Below are 22,863 nucleotides of genomic sequence, written 5' to 3'. Positions count from 1 at the left end.
CCGGTAGCGTGGGACGGCGTGCACCCGAGCGCATCCGACATCGCCGGCATGATCGACCACGCGATCCTCAAGCCCGAGCTGACGCGCGCCGAGGTCGACGCGCAGCTGGACACCGCCGCCCGCTACCGGATCTTCAGCGTGTGCGTCCGGCCGTCCGACGTCGCGTACGCGGTCGGACGGCTGGAGGGCACCGGCGTCGCGGTCGGGACGGTGATCGGCTTCCCGCACGGCACGACGAGCACCGGGGCCAAGCGGGCCGAGTCGGACCAGGCGATCCACGACGGCGCCGCCGAGCTGGACATGGTGCTGAACATCGGCCGGCTGCGCAGCGGCATGGTCGACGAGGTCGAGGCCGACATCCGGGCCGTCGTCGATGTCGCGGGCGGGCGGGTCGTGAAGGTGATCCTGGAGACCGTCTTCCTCTCCGACGACGAGGTGGTCGCGGGCTGCCGCGCGGTCGAGCGGGCCGGGGCGTCGTTCGTGAAGACGTCCACCGGGTTCGCGGGCGGTGGGGCGACCGAGCACCACGTCGCGCTGATGCGACGGTCGGTCGGCGAGTCGGTGCAGGTCAAGGCGTCCGGCGGGATCCGCGATCTGGACACCGTGCTGACCTACCTCGCCGCGGGCGTCACCCGGTTCGGGACGAGCGGGACGGCGACGATCCTGGACGACGCGATGGCGCGCGAGGCGGGGGACAGCGCAGCGGCGCGCGTGGACGCCACGTCGTACTAGGGACTCAGCGCTGCAGGCGGCGGCGGTGGTACAGCACCGCGGCCGGGCGCACGCACAGCGCGGCCAGCGCCAGCACGACGACGACCGGCGCCGAGGCACCCGCGGAGGCGGTGGCGATCACGGCCATCGCGAGCAGCACCATCAGCCCGCCTGCGGCGACGCTCAGGTGCGTCTCCGACGGGCGCGGCGGAGCCGACGCTCGAAACATCGGCACCCCTTTCGTCGTGATCTTCGATCGAACTTGTCCGGGGCTTCACGAAGAAGTTCGTCTGACCGAACTCTAGGGGGTAACCCCGATGAAGACAATGATGCGCCGGGCCGTTCTCAGGACGACGCGTACCGCCCGACGCCGACGATCGTCAGTGCGAACTCGGTGTACTCGCGCGCCACCTGTTCGGCGGTGAGCGGTCCGTCGTCGGAGAACCAGCGGGCGGTGCTGACGCACATCTCCCGGATCGCGAACGACGCCAGCGCGGGCGACCCGACGTCGAACCGTCCCTGTCGCACGCCGTCGGTGATGATGGCGCGCAGCGCGTGCTCGTGCTCGCGCCGGAGGTCCTGCATCGTCGTCCGGTGCGGCTCCTCGAGGCTCGACGTGTCCCGGTTGACCACCAGCGCCTCGCGACGGTGGGTCGCGTGTCGGTGCGCGTAGACCAGCACCGCGTGGTGCAGGCGCTCCAGCGGGTCGGTGCGCCCGTCGACGGCGGCGTGGAAGTCGTCGAGCACGCCGTGCACGGTCCGCTCGACGATCGTGAGCAGCAGGTCGTGCTTGGACCGCATGTGGTTGTAGAGGCTGGGTGTGCGGACGTCGAGCGCGGCGGCGATCTCGGAGAGCGCCGTGCCGTGGTAGCCACGTGCGGCGAACCGGGTCAGTGCCGCGTCCAGCACCGTCTCGGCGGTGAGCGCCTGGCGGGTCACGGCCGGTACCGCACGATCCGCAGCGCGTACTCGGCGTGCTCGTCGGCCACCTGCTCCGCGGTCCGCGGTCCGTCGTCGGAGAACCAGCGGGCGATGCTCACGCTCATCTCGAGGATCGCGAACGACGCCAGCGCCGGGTTGCCCGCCGCGAACTCGCCGGTGCGCACCCCGTCGGCGATGACGGCGCGCACCGCCCGCTCGTGCTCCCGGCGCCGGTCACGGACCTCGCCGCGCTCCGGGTCCTCGACGCTCGCCGCGTCCCGGTTCACGACGAGTGCCTCCCGCCGGTGCGTGGCGTGCCGCAGCGCGTAGACACGGGTCGCGGCGCGCAGCCGGTCGGCGGGCGAGGTCCGCCCGGCGACCGCGTCCCGGAAGTCGGCCAGCACGTCGTCCATCGTGCGGAGCAGGATCGTGGCCAGCAGGTCCTGTTTGGAGCCCATGTGGTTGTAGAGGCTCGGCGTGCGGATCCCGAGCGCGTCGGCGATGTCCGAGAGCGGGGTGCCGTGGTAGCCACGCTGGGCGAACAGGGTCAGAGCGGTGTCCAGTACCGCGTCCCGGTTGACCCCCGGTCGGGGTGCCACGGAGTCACACCCCATGGCGTCAGCCTAACGCCTGTACGGGTCGACCGCGGTGCGCCGACCCGCTAACGTCCGGAACCTGACGAACGAGCGTTAGTCACGTGCGCGACGACGCGAAGGAGGCGGCTGTGCTGCGTACGGAGTACGTCCGTCCGGTCCACGAGCTGCTGGCCGGGCACGCCGCCGCGCGCGGTGACCGGGTCGCGTTCGCCGACGACGTCCGGAGCGTGACCTACGCCGAGCTGGCCGCGACGACGGCGCGGCTCGCCGGGCACCTGCAGCGTCTCGGTCTCGGCCGGGGCGAGCGGGTGCTGCTCTACCTGGACAACCGCGTCGAGGTGGCCGAGTCCTACCTGGCCGTTCCGCGTGCCGGGGCGGTCGCGGTCTGCGTCAACCCGGCGTCGGCGATCGACGAGGTCGCGCACGTCCTGGACGACAGCGAGGCCCGGGTCGTGGTCACCGACGCGGCGCACCTGCCGGTCGTCCGCGAGCTCCTGTCCACGCGCACGGCGAGGGAGGTCATCGCGGTCGGCGGCGCGGACGGCGCGGAACACGACTACGCGGCGATGCTCGACACGCCGGCCCCCGCGCCGCGCGACGACCTCGGCCTCGACGACACGGCGTGGATGCTCTACACGTCCGGGACCACCGGCCGCCCCAAGGGCGTGTACCTCACCCAGCGCGGATGCTTCTGGGTGGTGGCGGCCTGCTGGGCGCCGATCGTCGGTCTCGGTCCGGACGACGTGCTGCTCAGCCCCCTGCCGCTGTTCCACTCCTACGCGCTGGTGCTGTGCGTGCTCGGGGTGGCCGCGGTCGGCGCGACCGGCCGGATCCTGGCCCGGTTCTCCGTCGACGACGTGGCGGAACGCCTGGCGGGCGGCCCGGAGGGCGCGCCGACCGTGTTTCCCGGCGTGCCGACGATGTTCAGCTACCTCGTCGGGCGGCGGTCCGAGCTGACGGCCCCTGCGCTGCGGCTGTGCATCTCCGCCGGGGCGATCCTTCCGGCCGCGGTGAACGAGCGGTTCGAGGCCGCGTTCGGCGTCCCGCTGCTGGACGGCTACGGGATCACCGAGACCTCGACCATGGTCACGATGAACTGGCCGACCGGCAGCCGGGTCATGGGCTCGTGCGGGCTCCCGGTCCCCGGCCTGACCGTGCGCCTCGTCGACCCCGCGACCGGCGCCGACGTGCTCCCGGGTGACGAGGGCGAGATCTGGGTGCAGGGCCCGAACGTGACGCCCGGCTACCACCGGCTCCCGGACGCGACGGCCGCCGCGATCGTCGACGGCTGGTACCGCACCGGCGACCTCGCCCGCCGTGACGAACACGGCTACCTGCGGATCTCCGGCCGGACGAAAGAGCTGATCATCCGCGGCGGCGAGAACATCTACCCGGCGGAGGTGGAGGACGCGCTGCTCGCCGACGGCGTGGTGGCCGACGCGGCCGTCGTCGGCGTGCCGCACGAGCACCTCGGCGAGGTGCCGGTGGCGTTCGTCGTGGCGCGTGGCGGGGTGCCCGTCGACCACGACGCGGTGCTCGACGGCGCGCGCCGCAGGCTGTCCGCGTTCAAGGTCCCTGCCCGGCTGGTCGAGGTCGACACGATCCCGCGGACCGGGTCCGGGAAGATCCTGCGCTTCCGGCTCCGCGAGCAGGTATGCTAACGCTCATTAGTTTTACGAGGAGGTGCTGCGGATGCGGATCGGCTCGATCGAGATCCTGCCCGTGCGCGACGGCCTGGGCCGCGAGACGGCCACGGACGTCCTGACCCGGCCCGGCATGGCGCCGTCCGAGGCGTGGTCCTGCCACGCCGACGAGCTCGACGACGAGGGCCGGCTGCACCTGCCGCTCGGCGGGTTCCTGGTGCGCACGGGCGACCGGGTCGTGCTGGTCGACGTCGGTGTCGGCGCGATCGACAACGGCAAGTACCGCGGCGGCGGGTTCCCGGACGCGTTGGCGGCGCTCGGCGTGCAGGCCGCCGACGTCACCGACGTCGTGTTCACCCACCTGCACTTCGACCACGTCGGCTGGGCCACCCGCAAGGGCGAGGTCGTCTTCACGAACGCGACCTACCGGGTGCACGCCGACGACTGGGCGCACTTCGTGGAGGCCGACGACGCCGACGCGGGCGCGGTCCGCAAGCTCTCCCCGCTGGAGAGCCGGCTGGAGACGTTCACCGACGACCACGCCGTCGCACCCGGACTGTCCACGCGGCACACCCCGGGGCACACCCCCGGGTCGACCGTCTACGTCGTGTCCGACGCCGGGGAGCGGGCACTGCTGCTCGGGGACGTCGTCCACTCCGTCGTCGAGCTCGCCGAGCGCGACTGGGAGGCGGTCTTCGACGTCGACCCGGCCGCCGCGAGCGTCGCGCGCAACCTGCTCGCCGACGAGGTCGCGGACGCAGACGACCTCGTCGTCGGCGCGCACTTCCCGGACCTGGCGTTCGGCCGGGTCGTCACCACGTCCGGCTCGCGCCGGTTCGTGTCCCTGTAGTTGAGTGTCACTGCGAGGAGAACGCATGGATCTGCAGCTGGCGGGCACGACGGTGCTGGTCACCGGTGCCGGGCAGGGGCTCGGCCGGGCGATCGGCCTGGCGTTCGCGGCCGAGGGCGCGAACGTCGCGTTCCACCACCACGCGTCCGGCGAGGGCGCGGAGAAGGCCGCCGCGGAGGCGGCCGAGTTCGGCGTCCGCGCGATCGCCGTCGGCGGCGACACGCGCGACGCCGCCGACGTCGCGTCGATCGTCGGGCGCACCGAGTCCGAGCTCGGCCCGATCGGCGTGCTCGTGAACAACTCGGCGGTGACCCGCAAGCAGAGGTTCCTCGAGTCCACACCGGACGACTGGGCCCCGCAGATCGACGTCACGGTCACCGGGACGCTGCAGCTCACGCACGCCGTCGCGACGCGGATGGCCGAGCGCGGCGATGGCGGGTCGATCGTGAACCTGATGGGTGACTCCGGCCGGGTCGGCGAGTCCGGGCTGCTGGTCACCGCGACGGCGCGGTCCACGACCGTCGGCCTCACCCGCTCGCTGGCCAAGGAGCTCGCCCGCCACGGGATCCGGTCGAACGCGGTGTCGCTCGCGCTGGTGCGCACGGACAACTTCGACGCGCACGCGGGCGGGGACGCAGAGGACGAACGCATGAAGAAGGTGCTGGCGATGTACCCGCTCCGGCGCTTCGGCCACCCGGACGACATCACGCCGATGGTGCTGCTGCTGGCCTCGCCGCTGTCGTCGTGGACGACGGGGCAGGTCGTGTCCGTCAACGGTGGGTACGCGATGCCATGACGTCTCTCGGGACCAACGTCCGGCGCAAGGAGGACCACCGGCTCGTCACCGGGAACGGCCGGTTCGTCACCGACGTCGAGCTGCCCCGGATGCGGCACGTCGCGTTCCTGCGCAGCCCGTTCGCGCACGCGACGATCACGTCCGTCGACACGTCGGACGCGGCCGGGTACCGGGTGTTCACCGGCGCCGACTTCGCGGACACCGTGCTGCGCGCGCAGTCCGCGCTGCCCGGCTATGTCGAGACCGACCAGCCGGTGCTGGCGCACGACAAGGTGCGCTTCGCCGGGGAGCCGGTGGCCGCCGTCGTCGCCGCCGACCGGTACCGCGCCGAGGACGGAGCCGACCTCGTCCAGGTCGACTACGAGCCGCTGCCGGTGACGGTCTGCGCGTGGGACGACGCGGACGAACCGGTGCACGCCGCCGCGCCGGACAACGTGCTGCTCCAGCGCACGTTCACCGCGGGCGACGTGGATGCCGTGTTCGAGACCGCGCACACCGTCGTCGACCGCGAGCTGATCACGAACCGGCACGCCGGGAACCCGATGGAGTGCCGCGCGGGCGTCGCCGTCTTCGACGACGGTCGCCTCACGTTCTGGTCCGGCACGCAGGTCCCGCACCTGGTGCGCAACATGATCGCCGAACTGATGGGTCTGCCGGAGGGCGACGTCCGGGTGATCGCCCCGGACGTCGGCGGCGGGTTCGGGGTGAAGGCAGTGCTGTACCCGGAGGACGTCGCGCTGTGCCTGATGGCGCGCGCCATGCCCCGTGTCCCTCTCAAGTGGACGGAGGACAGGGCGGAGCACCTGCTGGCGGCGACGCACGCCCGCGACCACCGCTACCGGATGCGGGCCGCGTTCGACGCCGAGGGCGCGCTGCTCGCCGTCGACGCGGACGTGACCTGCAACGTCGGCGCCTACTCCGTCTACCCGTGGACGGCCGGGATCGAGCCACTGATGGCGGGCGGACTGCTGACCGGCCCGTACAAGCTGGAGCACTACCGCTGCACGGTCCGCGGGGTCGCGACGAACACGTCGCCGTCCGGGCCATACCGCGGCGTCGCGCGGCCGTCGAGCGTGTTCGCGATGGAGGCGATGTTCGACACGGCCGCCCGCGAGCTGGGCCTGGACCCGATCGGCATCCGGCGCCGCAACGTGATCCTGCCCGACGACATCCCGTACCGGATGCCGTCGAAGCTCGTCGACGACTCCGGTCACTACGCCGAGTGCCTGGACCAGGCGATGGACAAGATCGACTACGACGCCGTCCGCAAGGAGCAGCAGCGCCGCCGGGACACCGGCGAGAACCCGATCGGCGTCGGCGTCGCGCTCTACAACGAGCTGACCGGGCTCGGCCGCGCGGCCAGCGCCGGACCGCGGATGCCGTTCCGCACCGGTCACGACGCCTGCACCGTGCGGATCAACCCGGACGGCCGGGCCACCGTGTTCTCCGGCGTGACGTCGCAGGGCCAGGGACTGGAGACGACGGTCGCGCAGATCGTCGCGGACGCACTCGGCATCGGCTACGACGACGTCGAGGTCCGGCTCGGCGACACCGACCAGTCGCTGTGGGGGTTCGGCGCGTTCTCCTCGCGGCAGGCCGTGATCGGTGGCGGCGCCGCGCACACCACCGCGCTCGCGGTGCGGGACAAGATGCTCGAGCTCGCCGCGGGGCTGCTCGAGGCCTCCGTGGACGACCTGCGGGTCGAGGCGGGGCAGGTCTACGTCGTCGGGGAGGCGGAGCCGAAGATCTCGGTCGCCGAGGTCGCCCGCGTCGCGTACCTGGAGTCGAACCGGCTGCCGGAGGGGATCGAGCCCGGCCTGGACGCGACGAGGTTCTACGACCCGGTGCGCGGCGCGTTCGCCGCGGGCGCCCAGCTCGCCGCGATCGAGGTGGACCGCGCGACGGGCGAGATCCGGATCCTGGACTGGGTGTGCGTGGAGGACGCCGGGCGGGCGATGCACCCGCAGATCGTCGACGGCCAGATCGCCGGCTCCATCGCCCAGGGCATCGGGGGAGCGCTGTACGAGCACCTCGTGTACGACGACGACGGCAACCTCTCCACCGGCACGCTGCTGGACTACCTGATGCCGACGAGCGCCGAGATCCCGGAACTGACGATCGGGCACGTGTCGCGGCCCGCGGCCAACCCGTTGGGTGTCCGGGGCGTCGGCGAGGGCGGCACGCTCGGCCCGAACGCCGTGCTGGCCGGTGCCGTGCTGGACGCGGTCGGCGTGGAGATGGACACGCTCCCGATCACGCCCGCTGCCGTCTGGGCGGCGACGACGGGGGTGCGCCGATGAAGGCCGCCCCGTTCGAGTACGTCCTCGCCGGCAGTGTCGAGGAGGTCGTCACGACGCTGCGCGGGGCAGACGGCGACGGGAAGATCCTCGCCGGCGGGCAGAGCCTGGTCCCGGTGCTCGCGCTGCGGATGGCCCGCCCGTCGGTGCTGGTGGACGTGAACCGGGTGCCGGGCATGGTGTCCGTGGAGGTCGACGGGGACGCGGTCGAGGTCGGCGCGCTCGTCCGGCACGCGCACCTCGCCGCGCAGGACGAGCACCCGCTGCTGGCCGAGGCGGCGGACTGGATCGGACACACGGCCATCCGCACCCGCGGGACGCTGGGCGGCAGCCTGGCGCACGCCGACCCGTCGGCGGAGCTCCCGGCCGTCGCGGTGGCGCTGGACGCGACGGTCACCGTCGCCGGGCCCGATGGCGTCCGCACCGTCACCGCCGCGGACCTGTTCGACGGTCCGCTCATGACCTCGCTCGCCGACGACGAGATGATCACCGGCGCGCGGTTCCCGACGCCGCGGCGGTGGGGGTTCGCCGAGCTGGCCCGACGGCACGGGGACTTCGCGCTGGTCACGGCCGTCGTCGCGCGGATGACGGACGGGTGGCGGGTGGTGCTGGGCGGCGTCTCCGGTGTGCCGCAGCGCATCCGGGCCGCGGAACGGGTGCTCGACGACGGCGGGTCGTCGGCGGACGCGGCGGACGCCGTCGCCGACGGGGTGACGCCGACGTCCGACCTGCACGGGTCGGCGGAGTTCCGGCGGGCGATGGCGGTCGAGATGGTGCGACGGGCGCTCAAGCACAGCGAGGAGAGGGCGTGAACGTCGAGATCGAGGTCAACGGCGAGAAGGTCGGCCTGGACGTCGAACCCCGTCGCACGCTGGCCGACGCGCTCCGGGAGGACCTCGGTCTCACCGGCACGCACCTGGGCTGCGAGCACGGCGTGTGCGGCGCGTGCACGGTCCTGGTCGACGGCGCGCCGGCCCGCTCCTGCCTGATGTTCGCCGTCCAGTGCGACGGCACGTCGGTCACCACGGTGGAGGGCCTTGCCGCCGACGACGGCACGCTGCACCCGTTGCAGGAGGCGTTCGTCACCCATCACGGCCTGCAGTGCGGCTTCTGCACACCGGGGATGCTGATGACCGCCGCCCACCTGCTGGAGACCCGGCCGGACGCGGACCGGCCGACGATCCGGGCCGAGATGTCCGCCAACATCTGCCGCTGCACCGGCTACCAGGGGATCGTCGACGCGGTCGAGGCCGCGGCGCGAGCGACGGACAACGGTCCGATCACGGACTCCTGAACCCGGGAGGGCTCCCGGCGCGAAGACAGCACGATGGTGTCGCGCACGCGGGGGGCGTGTGCCGTCGCGAAGGGTGGGCCGTGGGACCGGGGGACCAGCTGTTCGGGCGCTACCGGATCGTCCGGTGGATCGCGGCCGGCGGCATGGGCACGGTCTGGGAGGCGCACGACGAGGCACTGGACCAGACCGTCGCGCTCAAGCACGTCGGGTTCTCCGGGGCGCCCGCGGACGCGGAGGCGAACCGTCGTCGCACGCTGCGCGAGGCGCGCAACGCCGCCCAGCTGCGGCGGGAGCCGGACGTCGTCGCGATCTACGACGTGCGCGAGCGCGACGGCGACGTCTGGCTCGTGCTGGAGTACCTGCCGTCGCGCAGCCTCGCACAGGTCCTCGAGGGCGGCGAGCGGATCGAGCCCGCGGTCGCGGCAGGGGTCGGTGCCGCGGTCGCCCGCGCGCTGGCGGCCGCGCACGCCCGCGGGATCACCCACCGCGACGTGAAGCCCGGCAACGTCCTGATCGCCGCCGCGGACGGCGCCGCGAAGCTGACCGACTTCGGCATCTCGCACGCCGAGGGCGATCCCGCGCTGACCGCGACCGGCCTGCTGTCCGGCACGCCAGCGTTCATGGCGCCCGAGGTGGCCCGCGGCGACGACTCGACGGCCGCGGCGGACGTGTTCTCGCTCGGCGCGACGCTGTACGCGGCCGTGGAGGGTCAGCCGCCGTTCGGGCACGCCACGAACCCCCGGGCGCTGATCCAACGGGTCGCCCACGACCCGGTCCCGCCTCCGGTCCGGGCCGGTGCGCTCACGCCGGTGCTGCAGCAGATGCTCGCTCCGGACCCGGCGCAGCGGCCGTTCGCCGCCACCGTCGTCCGGCTGCTCCAGGACCCGGTGCAGGGCCCCACGCCGAGCCCGGCGACGGTCCCGGTGCACGGCGTCCCGGGCGGCGGGCACCCCGGCGGGCCGTATCCGGCCCACGGCCATGGCGGCCCGACGGCGTGGGGTTCGGGTGTGCCGACGCCGGTGCCAGGACCACCACCGGCGCAGCGACGCCGGTACGGCCGGTGGATCCTGGCCGCCGTCGCGGTGGCCGCGCTCGTCGCGGGCGCCGGGTTCGCCGGGGCACGCCTGTCCGGCACGGCCGCCCCGGCGCCCGCGGCCGCGCCGGCTGCTGCGGCACCGGCACTGCCGGTGACCGTCGGCCCGATCACGATCAGCGGGGACCCCCGGCTGGTGGACGCCTGCCGCCTGATCGATCCCGGCTCGATGCGGCGCTTCGGCGACGTCGAGCTGGACAGCGCGACCATGCCGCAGGGCTGTGGCCTCCGGCTGAACAGCGGCACCGACCGCTACGCCTACCTGGACGTGCAGTTCTCGAACGCGGACACGACCGACCCGGACGGATCCCTCCAGCAGATCGGCGACATCGGCGTGCGCCGCGGCTCCCGGACCGACGACGAGTACGCCACGCCCGAGTGCACCCGTCGTGTCGTGCTCACCGACGGGACGAGCCTGCTGGTGCGTGTGCAGTCGTCGGCGGCCTCGCCGCCGCCGCTCTGTGACGTCGCCGAGACGGCCACCGTGTCCGTGGTGACGCGGCTGGCCGGGTCCGGCGTGCCGTACGACGCGCAGCGCAACGCCCGGTTCTCGCTCGTGCGCACCGACGCGTGCTCGCTGCTGCAGACCGCGGAGGTGGTGCCGGTCGTCGGCGCCGGCCCCGGCCGTTTCCCCGGTTTCGGCGCCTGGAACTGCACATGGCGGCCGGCGGGTGACGCCGACGCGAACGTGATGGTGTCCCTGAACGGCGGTGACGCCGACCCGACCGGCTACGGCGACGCGATCACCGTCTCCGGCCGCGAGGCGTTCCAGCAGCCGGCCACCGGCGGGTGCCAGGTCACCGTCGTGCACCGGGCCGCACCGTCGCCGACCGAGCGCTCCGAGCTGCTGCAGGTGGCCGCGTTCAAGGGTGGGGGCGACGCGACGGCCCTGTGCACGACGGCGCGCAACCTGGCCACGGCGGCGGAGAACCGCGCAGGAGCCTGAGCCTCAGACGGCCTCGGCGGCCGTCGCCTCGTCGACGCTCGGGAACCAGACGATGAGGCGGTCCAGGCCGGTCATCGTCACCGGCCGGATCACGGCGCGGTTCGACACGCCGGTCACCCCGCGCAGCTCGGTGTTCTGCTCGCTCGCGGTGCGGTGGGCCCGGACGACGGTCGTCAGGCCGTGCGACCCCATGAACCGGACGCCGGAGAGATCCAGCACGACCATCCGGGCCGGGCCGCACAGCAGCTCGTGCGTGCGCTCCGTGATGGCTCCCGCCTCGGTGAGGTCGATGTCGCCGTGCACTTCGAGCACCTCGACGCCGGCGCGGATCGACCGGACGTTCAGCTGGACCTGCGACGGCGGCTCCGGCCACGTGGTCGCGAACCGGGAGGCGCCGGTCAGCTGCTCACCGGCCATGCCGCCCACCCCGGACAGCTCGACCCGGGCCACCGGCGGCGACGGTGGCCGGGCTGGTCACGGCGGGACGCCGCAGGTCGGTTCGGATGCCTCCACGGTACCGACCAGGTCCGGGTTGTACAGGGGTCGAGACGGTGCCGTGACCCGACCGGAGTGGCCCGGATCACTCCGCCGGTGGGCATGCCGGCGTGGCCGCAGGCATTGCACGCGGGGAGCGCCCGGGCCGCGAGGACCCGAGCTCGACCGGAAGGACGCACTGTGACCACACAGAGCACCACCGCACGCGCCGTTCGTTTCGACGGGTACGGGGACCGAGACGTGCTGTACGTGACCGAGATCCCGGTGCCGGAACCCGCACCGGACGGCGTGGTCGTCGAGGTACGTGCGACCTCGATCAACATCGGTGAGGCCAAGATCCGGAACGGCGCGCTGGCCGAGGTCTTCCCGGCGACGTTCCCGTCCGGTGAGGGCAGCGACCTGGCCGGCGTCGTGACGGCCGTCGGGAGCGACGTGACCGGCGTCGACGTCGGGGACCAGGTCGTCGGCTGGTCCGACGGGCGCGCCGCGCACGCGACGCACGTCGCGGTACCGGCGGCGCAGGTCGTCGCGAAGCCCGCTGGTCTGGACTGGGACGTCGCAGGCTCGCTCTACGTCGCAGGCATGGCCGCCGTCGCGTCGGTGGAGTCCGTCGACCCGCAGACAGGCGAGACGGTCGTCCTGTCCGGCGCGACCGGAGGCGTCGGGATCATCGCCGCGCAGTTGTTGCGGCGCAAGGGCGTCGAGGTGATCGCCGTCGCCTCCGCGCGGAACCAGGACTGGCTCCGCACGCTCGGCGTGACGCCGGTGGCCTACGGTACGGACGGCGCAGAGACGCTGTCCCGGATCCGCGAGGCCGTCCCGGACAAGGTGCACGCCTGGGTCGACGTCGTCGGCGGCGGTTACGTCGACCTGGCGATCGAGCTCGGCGTCCCGGCCGACCGGATCAACACGATCGCCGACTACGGCGCCGTCCAGAAGCACGGTGTCCGCGGGGACGGCACGTCGACCGCGGCGAGCGCCGAGAACGTCGCGTTCCTGGCCGGGCTCGCGGGCGACGGCGACCTCGAACTCCCGATCGTGTCCACCTACCCGCTCGACCAGGTCCGCGACGCGTACGCCGAGCTGGAGCAGGGCCACACCCGCGGCAAGATCGTCCTGCACCCGCAGGACTGACGGGCTCAGGCCGCGGCGAAGCGGTACCGGCTGCCGGCCGCGCCGGGGGTGAACGCCTCCGGCAGGTCGGCAGCCAGCCGCATCTGCGCCTTCCATCCCGTGCAGTGCGCGGGTACGACGACGTCCGGTGCCAGCTCGGACAGCGCCCGCGCGGTCGGCTCGATGATCGTCTCGAACCCGGGGCCGGTGAGGTGCAGCCCGCCGATCAGCGCGTGCAGTCGGTCCTCGCCGGTCAGGCGCAACGCGTGCCGGACGATGTTCACCGCGCCGGCGTGCCCGCACCCGGTCAGGACGACCAGCCCGCGGTCCCGGACGCGCACGACGAGCGCCTGGTCGTCGACGATCCACGGGTCCGGCCGCCACACGCCGTCGACCAGGGCCTCGTGGCGCGGCATCCCGGTCTCGAACTCCGTCGTGCGGTCCACCTCGCCGGTGACCAGCACGCACCCGTCGAGCAACAGGGACGGCTCGCGGCGTTCGACGATCTCGAACCCGCCGTCGGCGAGCGAGCGTCGGGACAGCACCGGCATCGCGAACGGCGGAGCGCCGGGCGGGACGAGCCGCCGCGGCGACCAGGCGGCCGGGTGCAGCACGAGCGGCATCGACGTCCGCCCGAGCCAGCGGTCGAGCCCGGGGAACCCGCCGGTGTGGTCGCCGTGCCCATGCGACAGCACGACGGCTGCGAAGTCCGTCGGGTCGACACCGAGCCGCCGGCCGTTGAGCGCCATGCCGTCCGGCGAGATCCCGGTGTCGAACAACAACGTGTGCGTACGGCCGCCGCGCGTCACGCGCACGACGGCGGCGAACCCGTGCTCGGCCAGCAGACCGGTCAGGCCGAGACCGTCGGTGAACTGACCCGCCTCCACCCGCGGGGCCGCTCCGAGCCGCGCCCGGGTGGCCACCGCGGAGTCGGCGAGCAGTGCGTCGTAGGAGTTGTCAGTCAGGACCGTGATCTCCAGCGAGTCGACCGGCTCCAGCGCGATCGGGTCGACCACCTCACCGGACAACGGGCGGGGCGCGGCCAGCGCGACCTCTCCGGCGTCCGCCGTCTCCACGCACACGGGTCGCACGCTAGCGGAGCGGTCTCAGTGTGAGACAGGTCGCATTCCCGATCACCTGCCGGGAAGCACCGGCACATGACGAAGGATCCGAACAAGGCACCCGACCCGACCAGCGACGAGTTCGAGAACGAGCAGAACCCGGTCGAACGGCAGGTTCCGGACGGGAGTGCAGACGCACCCGCCACCGAGCCGGGACTGCTTCCGGACGAGCCGCCGCTCGTCGGGGAGGACACCCGGCCGAAGGGCGACCGCGGCGACGACTGACGCCGGCTCCTGCGGGTAGCCCGTCCCCGTGCAGATCGGTTACAAGCTGTTCGCCGAAGCGTTCTCCCCGCAGGAGATGGTCCGCCAGGCCGTCCGGGCCGAGCAGGCCGGATTCGACTTCGTCGAGATCTCCGACCACTACCACCCGTGGTTGGAGAGTCACGGTCATTCCGGGTTCGCCTGGTCGATCCTGGCGGCCATCGCCGCGAAGACCGAACGGATCGAGCTCGCCACCGGCGTGACGTGCCGACCGTCCGGTACCACCCGGCGATCATCGCCCAGGCCGCGGCGACGACGGCGCTGCTGTCCGACGGGCGGTTCGTGCTCGGCGTCGGCTCCGGGGAGCGGTTGTCGGAGCACGTCACCGGCGCCGAGTGGCCGGTGGTGGGCGTCCGGCAGCGGATGCTGCGCGACGCCGGGGTGCTCGGGCGCGGGCTGCCCGGCACCACGGTCGTCGTGCTCGACGACGACGGCACGCCGGTGATCGACCAGGTCGGCGAGCTCGCGCAGGACCGCCACCACACGTGCACGATGCTCGAGTACTGGGGCCGGCCGGAGGCGACGGCGGAGAAGTTCCTCGGCGACTGGCTGCTCACCGGCGATCTCGCCACCCAGGACGCGGACGGCTACGTCTGGTCCACTCCCGCAAGGACGACGTGATCAACTCGCTGGCTTCCGGATCGGCCCGGGTGAGATCGAGGAGTGCCTCGGAAGCCACCCCGCGGTCGCGATGGCGGCCGTGATCGGCGTGCCCGACGAGCGCCGCGGCGAGGTGCCGAAGGCGTTCGTCGTGGCGCGCGAGGACGCGCCCGCCGACCGGGACGCGCTGGCCGACGCGCTGCGCATACACGTCCGGGAACGGCTCGCCGCGCACGAGGTGCCCCGGGAGATCGTGTTCGTGGACGACCTGCCGCGGACCACGACCGGCAAGATCATGCGCCGGGCCCTGCGCGAGTAGGTGGTGCGCCTGCGCGAACCGGAGGGCAGGATCGCGTGCGTGAGCGCCGCACCGAACCCGCACGGCACGTCGTTCGCACACCGGCTCGGCTGGGGTGAGCGCCCGGCCCTCGTCGTGATCGACATGGTGCGCGCCTACACCGAACCCGACGGCCCGTTCGCGCTGCCGGCGCCCGGTCCCGCCCTCGAGAACTGCGTGTCGCTGGTGGACGCCGCGCGCGACGGCGGGGCGCCGGTCGTGTGGACGGTCGTGCGCTACACGTCCGGGCTGGCCGACGGCGGCCTGTTCGTGCGCAAGGTGCCCGCGCTGGCCGCGTTCGCCGAGGACGCGCCGGGCGGCTGGGGCGAGATCGCGGCGCCGTTGAAGCCGGCGCCCGGCGAGCCGGTGGTGGCCAAGCAGTACGCGTCCGCGTTCTCCGGCACCTCGCTGGCCGCGACGCTCGCCGTGTCCGGTGTGGACACGCTCGTCGTCTGCGGCGTCTCGACGTCCGGGTGTGTGCGGGCCAGCGCGACCGACGCGATCGCACACGGGCTGCGGCCCATGGTCGTCGGCGACGCGTGCGCGGACCGGACGACCGCGCTGCACGACGCGAACCTCGCCGACCTGGACGCGAAGTACGCCGACGTCGTCGCGGTCGACGACGCGCGCAGGGCGCTCTCCGGTACGGCCTGACCCCTGGGGTCGGCCCCTCAGGCCTCGCTGTCGCCGAAGCGTCCGGCCCTGCGGTACAGCTCGCGCAGCGCGAGCAGGTGCTCGCGCATGGCCTCCTCGGCCGCGGTGTCCGCGCCGGCCGCGATGTGCTCGGCGATGTCCCGGTGGCACTCGTCGACGGCCGCCCACTCCTCGCGCGCGACGCGGTCGCGGTCGAGCCGGGTGCGCAGCACGTCGTGCACCGGCTGGCCCATCATCGTGAACATCGTGTTCCCGGTGGCCATCAGCACGGTGGTGTGGAAGTCCAGGTGCGGCACGAAACCGCTCGGGTCGTCCGGGTCCTCCGGAGCGAGCGCCGCGGACCGGACGGCCTCGACGGTCTCGTCGTCCGCACGCTGGGCGGCGAGCCGGGCGGCGGCCGGTTCGAGCAGCAGCCGCGCTTCGAGCAGGTCCTCCATGCGCAGGTGCGGCGTCGTGACGAGGACGCCGAGCGCGCCGCCGATGTCCTCGACGATCCGCGCCGGGTCCGGTGCGGCGACGAACGACCCGCCGCGCACCCCGCGCCGCGTCTCGATCAGGTGCTGGCTGGCCAGTACCCGCAACGCCTCACGGACCGTGCTGCGGCTGACCCCGAACGCGCTCCCGAGCTCCGTCTCGCTGGGTAGCCGCTCGCCCGCGCCCACGGCGCCGCGCATGATCTGCCCGCGCAGGTCGTCGGCCACCTGGCGGTAGGCGGGCCGCACGCGCTGGACCCGGAGCCGGGCGACCGGCGCGGAGGGTTCTCCGGCGATGGGGTCCGGGGTGACGGGCTCGCCGGAACCGGCGGTGCCGGTCGTGCCGGAGTCCTGGCTGGACGTCATGTACGCACTCCGCGTGGTCGTGGGCCTCGGCAGCGTACCCGCATCCCGTCAAATGTCGGACGTCTGGATCCGCCGTATTCCGGAAGGGTTGCCGCCCTTGCCGATGAATCATCAGACATTTACGGTCGAGTGACCGCCGACACTGCCGCCGGCGGCACATGGGGGAGCACTTGCTGCTCGGTGAGGAGCGCAGAGGCATGTCCGCGACCGTCCCGCCGCCCGGTACCCAGACGACCGGACCGGACCTGGCCGCCCGACTGGACCGCATCCCGGTGATCACGTCGGTGCACCGGCGCTGGCTCGGGCTGCTCGGTTTCCTGTTCGTGTTCGACCTCGTCGACCTGAACACGTTCGCGTATGCCGCACCGGCCCTGCGGGCCGAGTGGGGGCTGTCGATCGGCGCCGTCGGCGCGATCACCTCGGCCGGATTCGTGGGCATGTTCGCCGGCGCGATCGTCGGCGGGCGGCTCGCCGACCGGTTCGGACGACGGCCGATCCTGATCGCCGCCGTGTTCTGGTACTCGGCGTTCTCGCTGCTCAGCGCGCTCGCGCCGGAGGGCTGGACGCTCGGTGCGCTGCGGGTGCTCACCGGCTTCGGCCTGCAGGCGACGACCGGCATCCTGCTGGTCTGGGTGAGCGAGATGTTCCCGCGCGCCCTGCGCGGCCGCTACCAGGCGCTGCTGCTCGCGATCGGCCTGGCCGGCGTGCCGATCGCGGCGTGGGTGGCCCGCGCCGTCGTGCCGCTGGGCCCCGACGCGTGGCGCTGGATCTTCGTCGTCGGCGGCCTCGGGATCGTCGGCGCCGTCATCGCGATGCGCGTGCTGCCGGAGTCCGTGCGCTGGTGCGCCGCGCACGACCGCGCGTCCGACCCACGGCACGTCGCACTCGTCGAACGCATGGAGGCCGACGCCGTACGGATCACCGGGCAGCCGCTGCCGGCGCCGGTGCGCGAGAAGCCGGTCGAGCGGGGCAACCTGTCCGAGCTGCTGCGCGGCGCCACCGGGCGGCGCACGCTCGTCGCGTCCGGCGCCTGCGTGTTCCTGATCCTCTCGTTCTACGGGTTCAGCTCGTGGGTCCCGACGCTGCTGGTCGAGCGCGGGTACACGACGGCGGAGAGCCTGACGTTCTCGTCGATCCTGGCGATCGCCGCGGTGCCCGGCGCGCTGCTCGCGATGCCGGTCGCGGACCGGTTCGAGCGCCGCTCGGTGCTGTTCGTCGTGCAGATCGCGGTCGCCGTGTTCCTGCTGGTGTTCGGCATGGTGGAGAACCCGGTCGCGATCGCCGTGTTCGGGTTCCTGGCCGCGATGCTGATGCAGACCGGCGTCGCCGTGCTCTACACCTACATCGCCGAGGTGTTCCCGCTGCACCTGCGGGGACTCGGGTCCGGCGTGGCCAACGGGTCCGGGCGGCTGGCCGGCGTTCTCGGCGGGTTCCTGGTCGCGGCGATCTACTCGGGCGCGGGTGTCGTCGCGGTCTACGTCTACCTGGCGATCGCGGCGCTGCTGCTCGGGCTCGTCATGCGCCTGTTCGCCGAGCGCACGACGAACCGGCGCCTGGAGGACATCGAGCGCGGGTGACGTCCGTTGACGCGGAAATGTCAGACGTTTAGCGTCGCGAACGAGACGAACGAGGGAGAGTGACGCGGGATGACGGTCCGCACGGGCTGGCAGGGACGGTTCTTCGAGGACTTCGAGATCGGTGACGTCTACCAGCACCCGCTCGGGCGAACGATCTCCGAGGCGGACAACACCTGGTTCACGCTGCTGACCATGAACACGAACCAGGCGCACTTCAACGCGCAGGTCGGCGAGGCGTCGGAGTTCGGCCGGATGCTCGTCGTCTCGCCGCTGACGATCGCGATCGCGATGGGCCAGTCGGTCACCGACACGTCCCAGAACGCGTTCGCGAACCTCGGTGTGGACGAGCTGCGCCTGACCGCGCCGGTGTTCGTCGGGGACACGATCTGGTCCGAGTCGATCGTGACCGGCAAGCGGGAGTCCGGGTCCCGGCCGACGGCGGGCATCGTGTCGATCAAGACGCGGACGCTGAACCAGGACGCCGTCGAGGTGCTGTCGTTCAAGCGGGCGTTCTACGTGCACAGGCAGGGCGCGGTGGAGAACCTGTTCCCGCAGGCCGCGACGCCGCTGACGGTGGACTGATGCGGCCGCTCGAGGACATCCGGATCGTCTCGCTGGAGCAGTACGGCGCCGGCCCGTTCGGCACGATGCACCTGGCCGAGCTCGGCGCGCAGATCCTCAAGATCGAGGACCCGACGGTCGGCGGCGACGTCGGCCGCAGCGTTCCGCCGTACGCGGCGGACGGGGACTCGCTGTTCTTCCAGTCGTTCAACCGGGACAAGCGCTCGATCACGCTGGACATCCGGCATCCCGAGGGGCGCGAGGTGTTCCACGACCTCGTGCGCGACGCGGACGCCGTCTACTCGAACCTGCGCGGCGACGTCCCGGAGAAGCTCGGCATCCGGTACACGGACCTCCGCGAGATCAACCCGCGGATCGTCTGCTGCTCGCTGACCGGGTTCGGCATGACCGGCCCGCGCTCGCGCGAGCCCGGCTACGACTACGTGCTGCAGGCGCTGGCCGGCTGGATGTCGCTGACCGGGGAGCCGGGCGGGCCGCCGCAGAAGACGGGGCTGTCCCTCGTGGACTACTCCGGCGGGTACGCGGCGGCACTGTCGCTGCTCGGCGCCGTGCACGCGGCGCGGCGCGACGGCGTCGGCACCGACTGCGACGTCAGTCTGTACGACACGGCCGTCAGCCTGCTGACCTACCCGGCCACCTGGCACATGACGGCCGGCTACGAGCCGGCACGCACGCGGCACTCGGCGCACCCGTCGTTGATCCCGTTCCAGGCGTTCGAGGCCGCCGACGGCTGGCTGATCGTGGCCTGCCCGAAGGAGAAGTTCTGGCATCGCCTGGTCGCGCACGTCGGCCGCCCCGAGCTGGAGGAGGAGCGGTTCGCGACGTTCGCCGACCGCGACCGGAACCGGGACGCGCTCCTGCCGATCCTGGAGGGGATCTTCAAGGAACGCACGGTCGCCGAGTGGCTGGACCCGCTCTACGCCGCGTCGATCCCGTGCGCGCCGATCAACGAGGTGGACGGCGCGCTGACCGACCCGCACACCGTCGCGCGGGACCTGATCGCGTCCGTGCCGCACGACGAGTTCGGCGAGGTGCGGAGCCTGCGCTCGCCCGTGCGCGTCGGCCCGCCCGGCGACGACCGCGCCCCCACCCGGCCCGCACCGGGGATGGGCGAGCACACCGACGAGGTCCTGCGCGACCTCGGCTACGACGACGACCGGATCGCCGCCCTGCGCGCGACCGGCGCACTCGGGGAGAAGTGATGGACTTCCAGCTGTCCGACGAGCAGAAGATGTACCGGGACACGCTGCGCGCGTTCGTCGACAAGGAGATCGTGCCGGTCGCGAAGGAGTGGGAACACTCCGGCCGCTACCCGACGGAGATCGTCGAGGGGATGAAGCGGCTCGGGCTGTTCGGCCTCGCCGTGCCGGAGGAGTACGGCGGGCTGGCCGCGGACACCGTCTCGTTCGCGCTGACGTTCGAGGAGATCTCGCGGGGTTGGATGGGCATCGCCGGCATCCTCGGCAGCCACTCGGTGAGCTGCTGGATGCTCGCACGGCACGGCACGGACGAGCAGAAGCAGCGCTACCTGCCTGCGCTGGCGAGCGGGGAACGCCGGACCGGGATCGCGCTGACCGAGCCGGGAGCGGGCACCGACCTGCAGGGCATCCGCACCACGGCCCGTCGCGACGGGGACGACTACGTCGTCGACGGCACCAAGATGTGGATCACCAACGCGCGCTACGCCGACCCGCTGCCGGTGCTGGTGAAGACGGATCCGAAGGCCGAGCCTGCGCACAAGGGGATGAGCATCCTGCTGGTCCCGGCGGACACACCCGGCTTCACGGTCACCCAGGACATCGGCAAGCTCGGCTACAAGGGCACCGAGTCGTGCGAGGTCGTGCTCGACGGTGTGCGGGTGCCGGAGTCCCAGCTGCTCGGCGGTGTCGAGGGCAGGGGCCTGCAGCAGGCACTGTCCTCATTGGAGACCGGGCGGATCAACATCGCCGCCCGCAGCGTCGGGATCGCCCAGCGGGCCTACGACGAGGCGTTGTCCTACGCGCGTGACCGCACGGCGTTCGGGCAGGCGATCGGCGAGTTCCAGGCCGTCCAGCTGCGCCTGGCCGAGATCGCGGTGAAGCTGCAGGCCGCGCGGCTGATGACGTACTGGGCGGCGTCCCGCATGGACGACGGCGTGCGGATGGACACCGAGTCCGGGATGGCGAAGATCTTCGCCTCGGAGGCGGCGCTGGACTGCGCGACCGACGCGATGCGCATCCACGGCGGCTACGGGTACTCGACGGAGTTCGAGGTCGAGCGGCTGTACCGGGACGCGCCGCTGATGTCGATCGGCGAGGGCACGAACGACGTGCTGCGCGGCGTCGTCGCGAAGGCGCTGCTCGGCGGCACGGCGAGCATCGGGTGAGCGTCCCGGACCCGGCCGTGCTGGCCGCGCAGGCCGCACGGCTCGGATTCACGCTCGACGATGCGCAGGTCGCCGACATGCACGCAGCCGTCGTCGGCGCGGAGGAGGCGGCCGCCGCGCTGCGTGCCCGCCCGGTGGATCCGGCGGGCGCCGATCCGGCCCGCGGTGATCTGTGGACACGTGCGTGGGCCGGGAGGCCCGGTTCGTGGAACGGCGTGACCGCCCTCGACGGTCGCCAGGCCGCCCCGTCCGGCACGGACGTTCCGGAAGGTCGTGCGAGCGACGGGCGCCGGGAAGGTCACGAGGATCACGGGCGAGCCACCGCGGACCGGCCACCCCACGAGCTGGGCGCGACCGATCTGCTCGCCGCCTACCGTGCCGGATCAGCTCGACCGTCCGATGTGGTCGACACCGCGCTGGCCCGGCTCGCCGCCGCGCACGAGATCCTCAACTGCACGATCACGGTGCTGGCCGACCTCGCCCGCGAACGAGCGGCCGAGTCCGACCGACGCTGGGCCGACGGCTCGGCCCGCCCGCTGGAGGGCGTGCCGTTCACGGTCAAGGACGTGATCGACGTGGCCGGCGTGCCGACCACGTGCGCGTCGTTCCGTCGCGGTGACCGGCCCGCCACGGAGTCCGCGACGGTCGTCGCACGCCTGGAGGCGGCCGGTGCGATCCCGATCGCCAAGGACGCGACCACCGAGTTCGCCGTCGGCGGCCCGCACCCGCGCCGGTTCGGCGCCTGCCGGAACGCGTGGGACCCGGAGCGCTGGGCGGGCGGGTCGTCCAGCGGAACGGCGGCCGCCGTCGCGGCGCGGGTCGTGCCGTTCGGCATCGGTACCGACGTCGGCGGGTCGGTCCGGCTGCCGTCCGCGTGGTCCGGGCTGACCGGGCTGAAGCCGACGGCCGGGACGATCCCGCGCACCGGCGTCGAACCGCTGTCCTGGACGACCGAGACGGTCGGGCCGATCGCCCGCAGTGCCCGCGACGTCGCGCTGTTGCTGTCGCTCGTGCGCGGCCCGGACTCCCGCGACGTGCGGATCGGCGAGCTCCCGCCGTTCGCGCCGCCCGGCGTGCCCTCCGACCTCACCGGCCTGCGGGTGGCCGTGCCCGGCGGGTACCTGACCGGACTCTGCGACTCCGCGGTGGCCGATGGCGTCGCGGAGCTGGTCGCCGAGCTGGAACGCGGTGGTGCGACGGTCGTGCCGGGGGAGATCCCGTCGGCCGCGGCCGCGTTGCCGATCGGCTACCAGCTCGTGTTCGCCGAGGCCGCGTCGCTGCATCGCCACGACGCCGAGCACTGGGGCGACTACGACCCGGTGACCGTCCGGCGGATCAGCCAGGGCATCACGACGCCGGCGGCGGACCTGTTGCGCGCGATGCAGTTCCGCGCCGAGCTGCAGTCCGAACTGGACGCTCTGTTCCGGGGTGCCGACCTCGCCGTCGTACCGACGACGCCTGCCACGGCGCCTCGCCTGCCGGACTGCACGGTGGACGTCGACGGTGTCGAGTACCCGCTGTACGCCGCGCAGTCGCGCTCCACGATGCTCGGCAACCTCACCGGCGCGCCGGGGCTCGCCGTCCCGACCGGCATCGCGCCGGACGGGTGCCCCACGTCGGCGCAGCTGATCGTGCCGCCGCACCGGGAGGGCGTGGCGCTCGCCGTCGCCGCCTGGTTCCAGCAGCGCACCACCCATCACCGACGGATGCCGCCGGTGGCCGAGCAGATCACCTGCGCCCCTACCGGTCGCTAAACGTCTGACGTATGT

General features: G+C 73.2%; 24 protein-coding genes and 1 pseudogene. 19 read left to right on the top strand and 6 right to left on the bottom strand.

Going from position 1 to position 22,863, the window contains the following annotated elements:
• The first annotated feature begins 18 nt into the window (after positions 1-18).
• Positions 19-732 (top strand): deoxyribose-phosphate aldolase, encoded by a 714-nt coding sequence (gene deoC, locus EV378_RS15770; protein WP_132425835.1) that lies wholly within the window; start codon positions 19-21, stop codon positions 730-732.
• A gap of 4 nt (positions 733-736) precedes the next feature.
• On the opposite strand, the gene EV378_RS15765 is transcribed toward deoC, so the two are convergent.
• The 3 genes from EV378_RS15765 to EV378_RS15755 all read right to left on the bottom strand — a co-directional run bounded on the left by EV378_RS15765 (position 737) and on the right by EV378_RS15755 (position 2,231).
• Complete coding sequence (locus EV378_RS15765; protein WP_132425832.1) at positions 737-940, bottom strand: hypothetical protein; 204 nt, start codon at positions 938-940, stop codon at positions 737-739.
• Between the two features lie 116 nt (positions 941-1,056).
• Entirely contained in the window at positions 1,057-1,650 is a 594-nt protein-coding gene (locus tag EV378_RS15760; protein ID WP_132425829.1) for a TetR/AcrR family transcriptional regulator, read from the bottom strand.
• On the bottom strand, positions 1,647-2,231 hold the full coding sequence (locus EV378_RS15755; protein ID WP_243653483.1) for a TetR/AcrR family transcriptional regulator: 585 nt from the start codon (positions 2,229-2,231) through the stop codon (positions 1,647-1,649). The genes EV378_RS15760 and EV378_RS15755 overlap by 4 nt, the downstream gene beginning before the upstream one ends.
• Positions 2,232-2,329: 98 nt before the next feature.
• Between EV378_RS15755 and EV378_RS15750 the strand changes: the two genes are divergently transcribed.
• The 7 genes from EV378_RS15750 (at position 2,330) to EV378_RS15720 (ending at position 11,147) form a co-directional block, all read left to right on the top strand.
• A complete protein-coding gene (locus tag EV378_RS15750; protein ID WP_243653482.1) occupies positions 2,330-3,889 on the top strand; it encodes a class I adenylate-forming enzyme family protein in 1,560 nt (519 codons plus the stop codon).
• A gap of 31 nt (positions 3,890-3,920) precedes the next feature.
• On the top strand, positions 3,921-4,721 hold the full coding sequence (locus tag EV378_RS15745) for an MBL fold metallo-hydrolase (protein WP_132425822.1): 801 nt from the start codon (positions 3,921-3,923) through the stop codon (positions 4,719-4,721).
• A gap of 25 nt (positions 4,722-4,746) precedes the next feature.
• Positions 4,747-5,517, top strand: a complete 771-nt coding sequence (locus EV378_RS15740) for an SDR family NAD(P)-dependent oxidoreductase (RefSeq protein ID WP_132425819.1) — start codon at positions 4,747-4,749, stop codon at positions 5,515-5,517.
• Positions 5,514-7,817, top strand: a complete 2,304-nt coding sequence (locus tag EV378_RS15735; protein ID WP_132425816.1) for a xanthine dehydrogenase family protein molybdopterin-binding subunit — start codon at positions 5,514-5,516, stop codon at positions 7,815-7,817. The genes EV378_RS15740 and EV378_RS15735 overlap by 4 nt, the downstream gene beginning before the upstream one ends.
• Positions 7,814-8,626 carry an FAD binding domain-containing protein gene (locus tag EV378_RS15730; RefSeq protein ID WP_132425813.1) on the top strand — a complete coding sequence of 271 codons (813 nt, stop codon included), beginning with the start codon at positions 7,814-7,816 and terminating at the stop codon, positions 8,624-8,626. Before EV378_RS15735 ends, EV378_RS15730 begins: the two co-directional genes overlap by 4 nt.
• On the top strand, positions 8,623-9,108 hold the full coding sequence (locus EV378_RS15725; RefSeq protein WP_132425810.1) for a (2Fe-2S)-binding protein: 486 nt from the start codon (positions 8,623-8,625) through the stop codon (positions 9,106-9,108). Before EV378_RS15730 ends, EV378_RS15725 begins: the two co-directional genes overlap by 4 nt.
• 80 nt (positions 9,109-9,188) lie before the next feature.
• Entirely contained in the window at positions 9,189-11,147 is a 1,959-nt protein-coding gene (locus EV378_RS15720) for a serine/threonine-protein kinase (protein ID WP_132425807.1), read from the top strand.
• Positions 11,148-11,150: 3 nt separating this feature from the next.
• Here the strand turns inward: EV378_RS15720 and EV378_RS15715 are convergent, their stop codons facing one another.
• Positions 11,151-11,597, bottom strand: coding sequence for an STAS domain-containing protein (locus tag EV378_RS15715; protein ID WP_132425804.1), 447 nt, complete (start codon positions 11,595-11,597; stop codon positions 11,151-11,153).
• Between the two features lie 225 nt (positions 11,598-11,822).
• Between EV378_RS15715 and EV378_RS15710 the strand changes: the two genes are divergently transcribed.
• Positions 11,823-12,776: an NADP-dependent oxidoreductase gene (locus EV378_RS15710; RefSeq protein WP_243653481.1), complete on the top strand. Its 954-nt coding sequence runs from the start codon at positions 11,823-11,825 to the stop codon at positions 12,774-12,776.
• Between the two features lie 5 nt (positions 12,777-12,781).
• On the opposite strand, the gene EV378_RS15705 is transcribed toward EV378_RS15710, so the two are convergent.
• Positions 12,782-13,837 (bottom strand): MBL fold metallo-hydrolase, encoded by a 1,056-nt coding sequence (locus tag EV378_RS15705; RefSeq protein WP_132425798.1) that lies wholly within the window; start codon positions 13,835-13,837, stop codon positions 12,782-12,784.
• A gap of 75 nt (positions 13,838-13,912) precedes the next feature.
• Between EV378_RS15705 and EV378_RS15700 the strand changes: the two genes are divergently transcribed.
• The 5 genes and pseudogenes from EV378_RS15700 to EV378_RS15680 all read left to right on the top strand — a co-directional run bounded on the left by EV378_RS15700 (position 13,913) and on the right by EV378_RS15680 (position 15,731).
• Positions 13,913-14,101 (top strand): hypothetical protein, encoded by a 189-nt coding sequence (locus EV378_RS15700; protein ID WP_132425795.1) that lies wholly within the window; start codon positions 13,913-13,915, stop codon positions 14,099-14,101.
• A gap of 76 nt (positions 14,102-14,177) precedes the next feature.
• A pseudogene (locus EV378_RS36765) lies at positions 14,178-14,288 on the top strand (LLM class F420-dependent oxidoreductase); the annotation flags it as partial.
• Between the two features lie 56 nt (positions 14,289-14,344).
• Entirely contained in the window at positions 14,345-14,761 is a 417-nt protein-coding gene (locus tag EV378_RS36760) for an LLM class flavin-dependent oxidoreductase (protein ID WP_279389652.1), read from the top strand.
• Positions 14,703-15,059 carry an AMP-binding enzyme gene (locus EV378_RS15685; protein WP_341540442.1) on the top strand — a complete coding sequence of 119 codons (357 nt, stop codon included), beginning with the start codon at positions 14,703-14,705 and terminating at the stop codon, positions 15,057-15,059. Before EV378_RS36760 ends, EV378_RS15685 begins: the two co-directional genes overlap by 59 nt.
• A 39-nt stretch (positions 15,060-15,098) precedes the next feature.
• Positions 15,099-15,731, top strand: a complete 633-nt coding sequence (locus tag EV378_RS15680) for an isochorismatase family protein (protein ID WP_243653480.1) — start codon at positions 15,099-15,101, stop codon at positions 15,729-15,731.
• Between the two features lie 17 nt (positions 15,732-15,748).
• Here the strand turns inward: EV378_RS15680 and EV378_RS15675 are convergent, their stop codons facing one another.
• Positions 15,749-16,570 (bottom strand): FadR/GntR family transcriptional regulator, encoded by an 822-nt coding sequence (locus EV378_RS15675; RefSeq protein WP_132425790.1) that lies wholly within the window; start codon positions 16,568-16,570, stop codon positions 15,749-15,751.
• A gap of 197 nt (positions 16,571-16,767) precedes the next feature.
• Here EV378_RS15675 and EV378_RS15670 point away from each other — a divergent pair, with 197 nt between their 5' ends.
• The 5 genes from EV378_RS15670 (at position 16,768) to EV378_RS15650 (ending at position 22,848) form a co-directional block, all read left to right on the top strand.
• Positions 16,768-18,147, top strand: a complete 1,380-nt coding sequence (locus EV378_RS15670; protein ID WP_132425787.1) for an MFS transporter — start codon at positions 16,768-16,770, stop codon at positions 18,145-18,147.
• Positions 18,148-18,216: 69 nt separating this feature from the next.
• On the top strand, positions 18,217-18,729 hold the full coding sequence (locus EV378_RS15665; RefSeq protein ID WP_132425784.1) for a MaoC family dehydratase: 513 nt from the start codon (positions 18,217-18,219) through the stop codon (positions 18,727-18,729).
• A complete protein-coding gene (locus EV378_RS15660) occupies positions 18,729-19,931 on the top strand; it encodes a CaiB/BaiF CoA transferase family protein (protein ID WP_132425781.1) in 1,203 nt (400 codons plus the stop codon). Before EV378_RS15665 ends, EV378_RS15660 begins: the two co-directional genes overlap by 1 nt.
• On the top strand, positions 19,931-21,094 hold the full coding sequence (locus EV378_RS15655) for an acyl-CoA dehydrogenase family protein (RefSeq protein WP_132425778.1): 1,164 nt from the start codon (positions 19,931-19,933) through the stop codon (positions 21,092-21,094). Before EV378_RS15660 ends, EV378_RS15655 begins: the two co-directional genes overlap by 1 nt.
• Positions 21,091-22,848 (top strand): amidase, encoded by a 1,758-nt coding sequence (locus EV378_RS15650; RefSeq protein ID WP_243653479.1) that lies wholly within the window; start codon positions 21,091-21,093, stop codon positions 22,846-22,848. The genes EV378_RS15655 and EV378_RS15650 overlap by 4 nt, the downstream gene beginning before the upstream one ends.
• Positions 22,849-22,863: the final 15 nt, after the last annotated feature.

The sequence above is a fragment of the Pseudonocardia endophytica genome (genome assembly GCF_004339565.1).
Taxonomy (GTDB): domain Bacteria; phylum Actinomycetota; class Actinomycetes; order Mycobacteriales; family Pseudonocardiaceae; genus Pseudonocardia; species Pseudonocardia endophytica.
The sequence above is the reverse complement of the archived record's forward strand: the minus strand, read 5'-3'. Positions and strand labels throughout refer to the sequence as shown.

Bases quoted from the DNA above. Each gene is read 5' to 3' on its own strand.
- EV378_RS15765 (WP_132425832.1), bottom strand. From the start codon at position 940: ATGTTTCGAGCGTCGGCTCCGCCGCGCCCGTCGGAGACGCACCTGAGC.
- EV378_RS15655 (WP_132425778.1), top strand. From the start codon at position 19,931: ATGGACTTCCAGCTGTCCGACGAGCAGAAGATGTACCGGGACACGCTG.
- EV378_RS15660 (WP_132425781.1), top strand. From the start codon at position 18,729: ATGCGGCCGCTCGAGGACATCCGGATCGTCTCGCTGGAGCAGTACGGC.
- EV378_RS15700 (WP_132425795.1), top strand. From the start codon at position 13,913: ATGACGAAGGATCCGAACAAGGCACCCGACCCGACCAGCGACGAGTTC.
- EV378_RS15745 (WP_132425822.1), top strand. From the start codon at position 3,921: ATGCGGATCGGCTCGATCGAGATCCTGCCCGTGCGCGACGGCCTGGGC.
- EV378_RS15735 (WP_132425816.1), top strand. From the start codon at position 5,514: ATGACGTCTCTCGGGACCAACGTCCGGCGCAAGGAGGACCACCGGCTC.
- EV378_RS15670 (WP_132425787.1), top strand. From the start codon at position 16,768: ATGTCCGCGACCGTCCCGCCGCCCGGTACCCAGACGACCGGACCGGAC.
- EV378_RS15740 (WP_132425819.1), top strand. From the start codon at position 4,747: ATGGATCTGCAGCTGGCGGGCACGACGGTGCTGGTCACCGGTGCCGGG.
- EV378_RS15730 (WP_132425813.1), top strand. From the start codon at position 7,814: ATGAAGGCCGCCCCGTTCGAGTACGTCCTCGCCGGCAGTGTCGAGGAG.
- EV378_RS15665 (WP_132425784.1), top strand. From the start codon at position 18,217: ATGACGGTCCGCACGGGCTGGCAGGGACGGTTCTTCGAGGACTTCGAG.
- EV378_RS15675 (WP_132425790.1), bottom strand. From the start codon at position 16,570: ATGACGTCCAGCCAGGACTCCGGCACGACCGGCACCGCCGGTTCCGGC.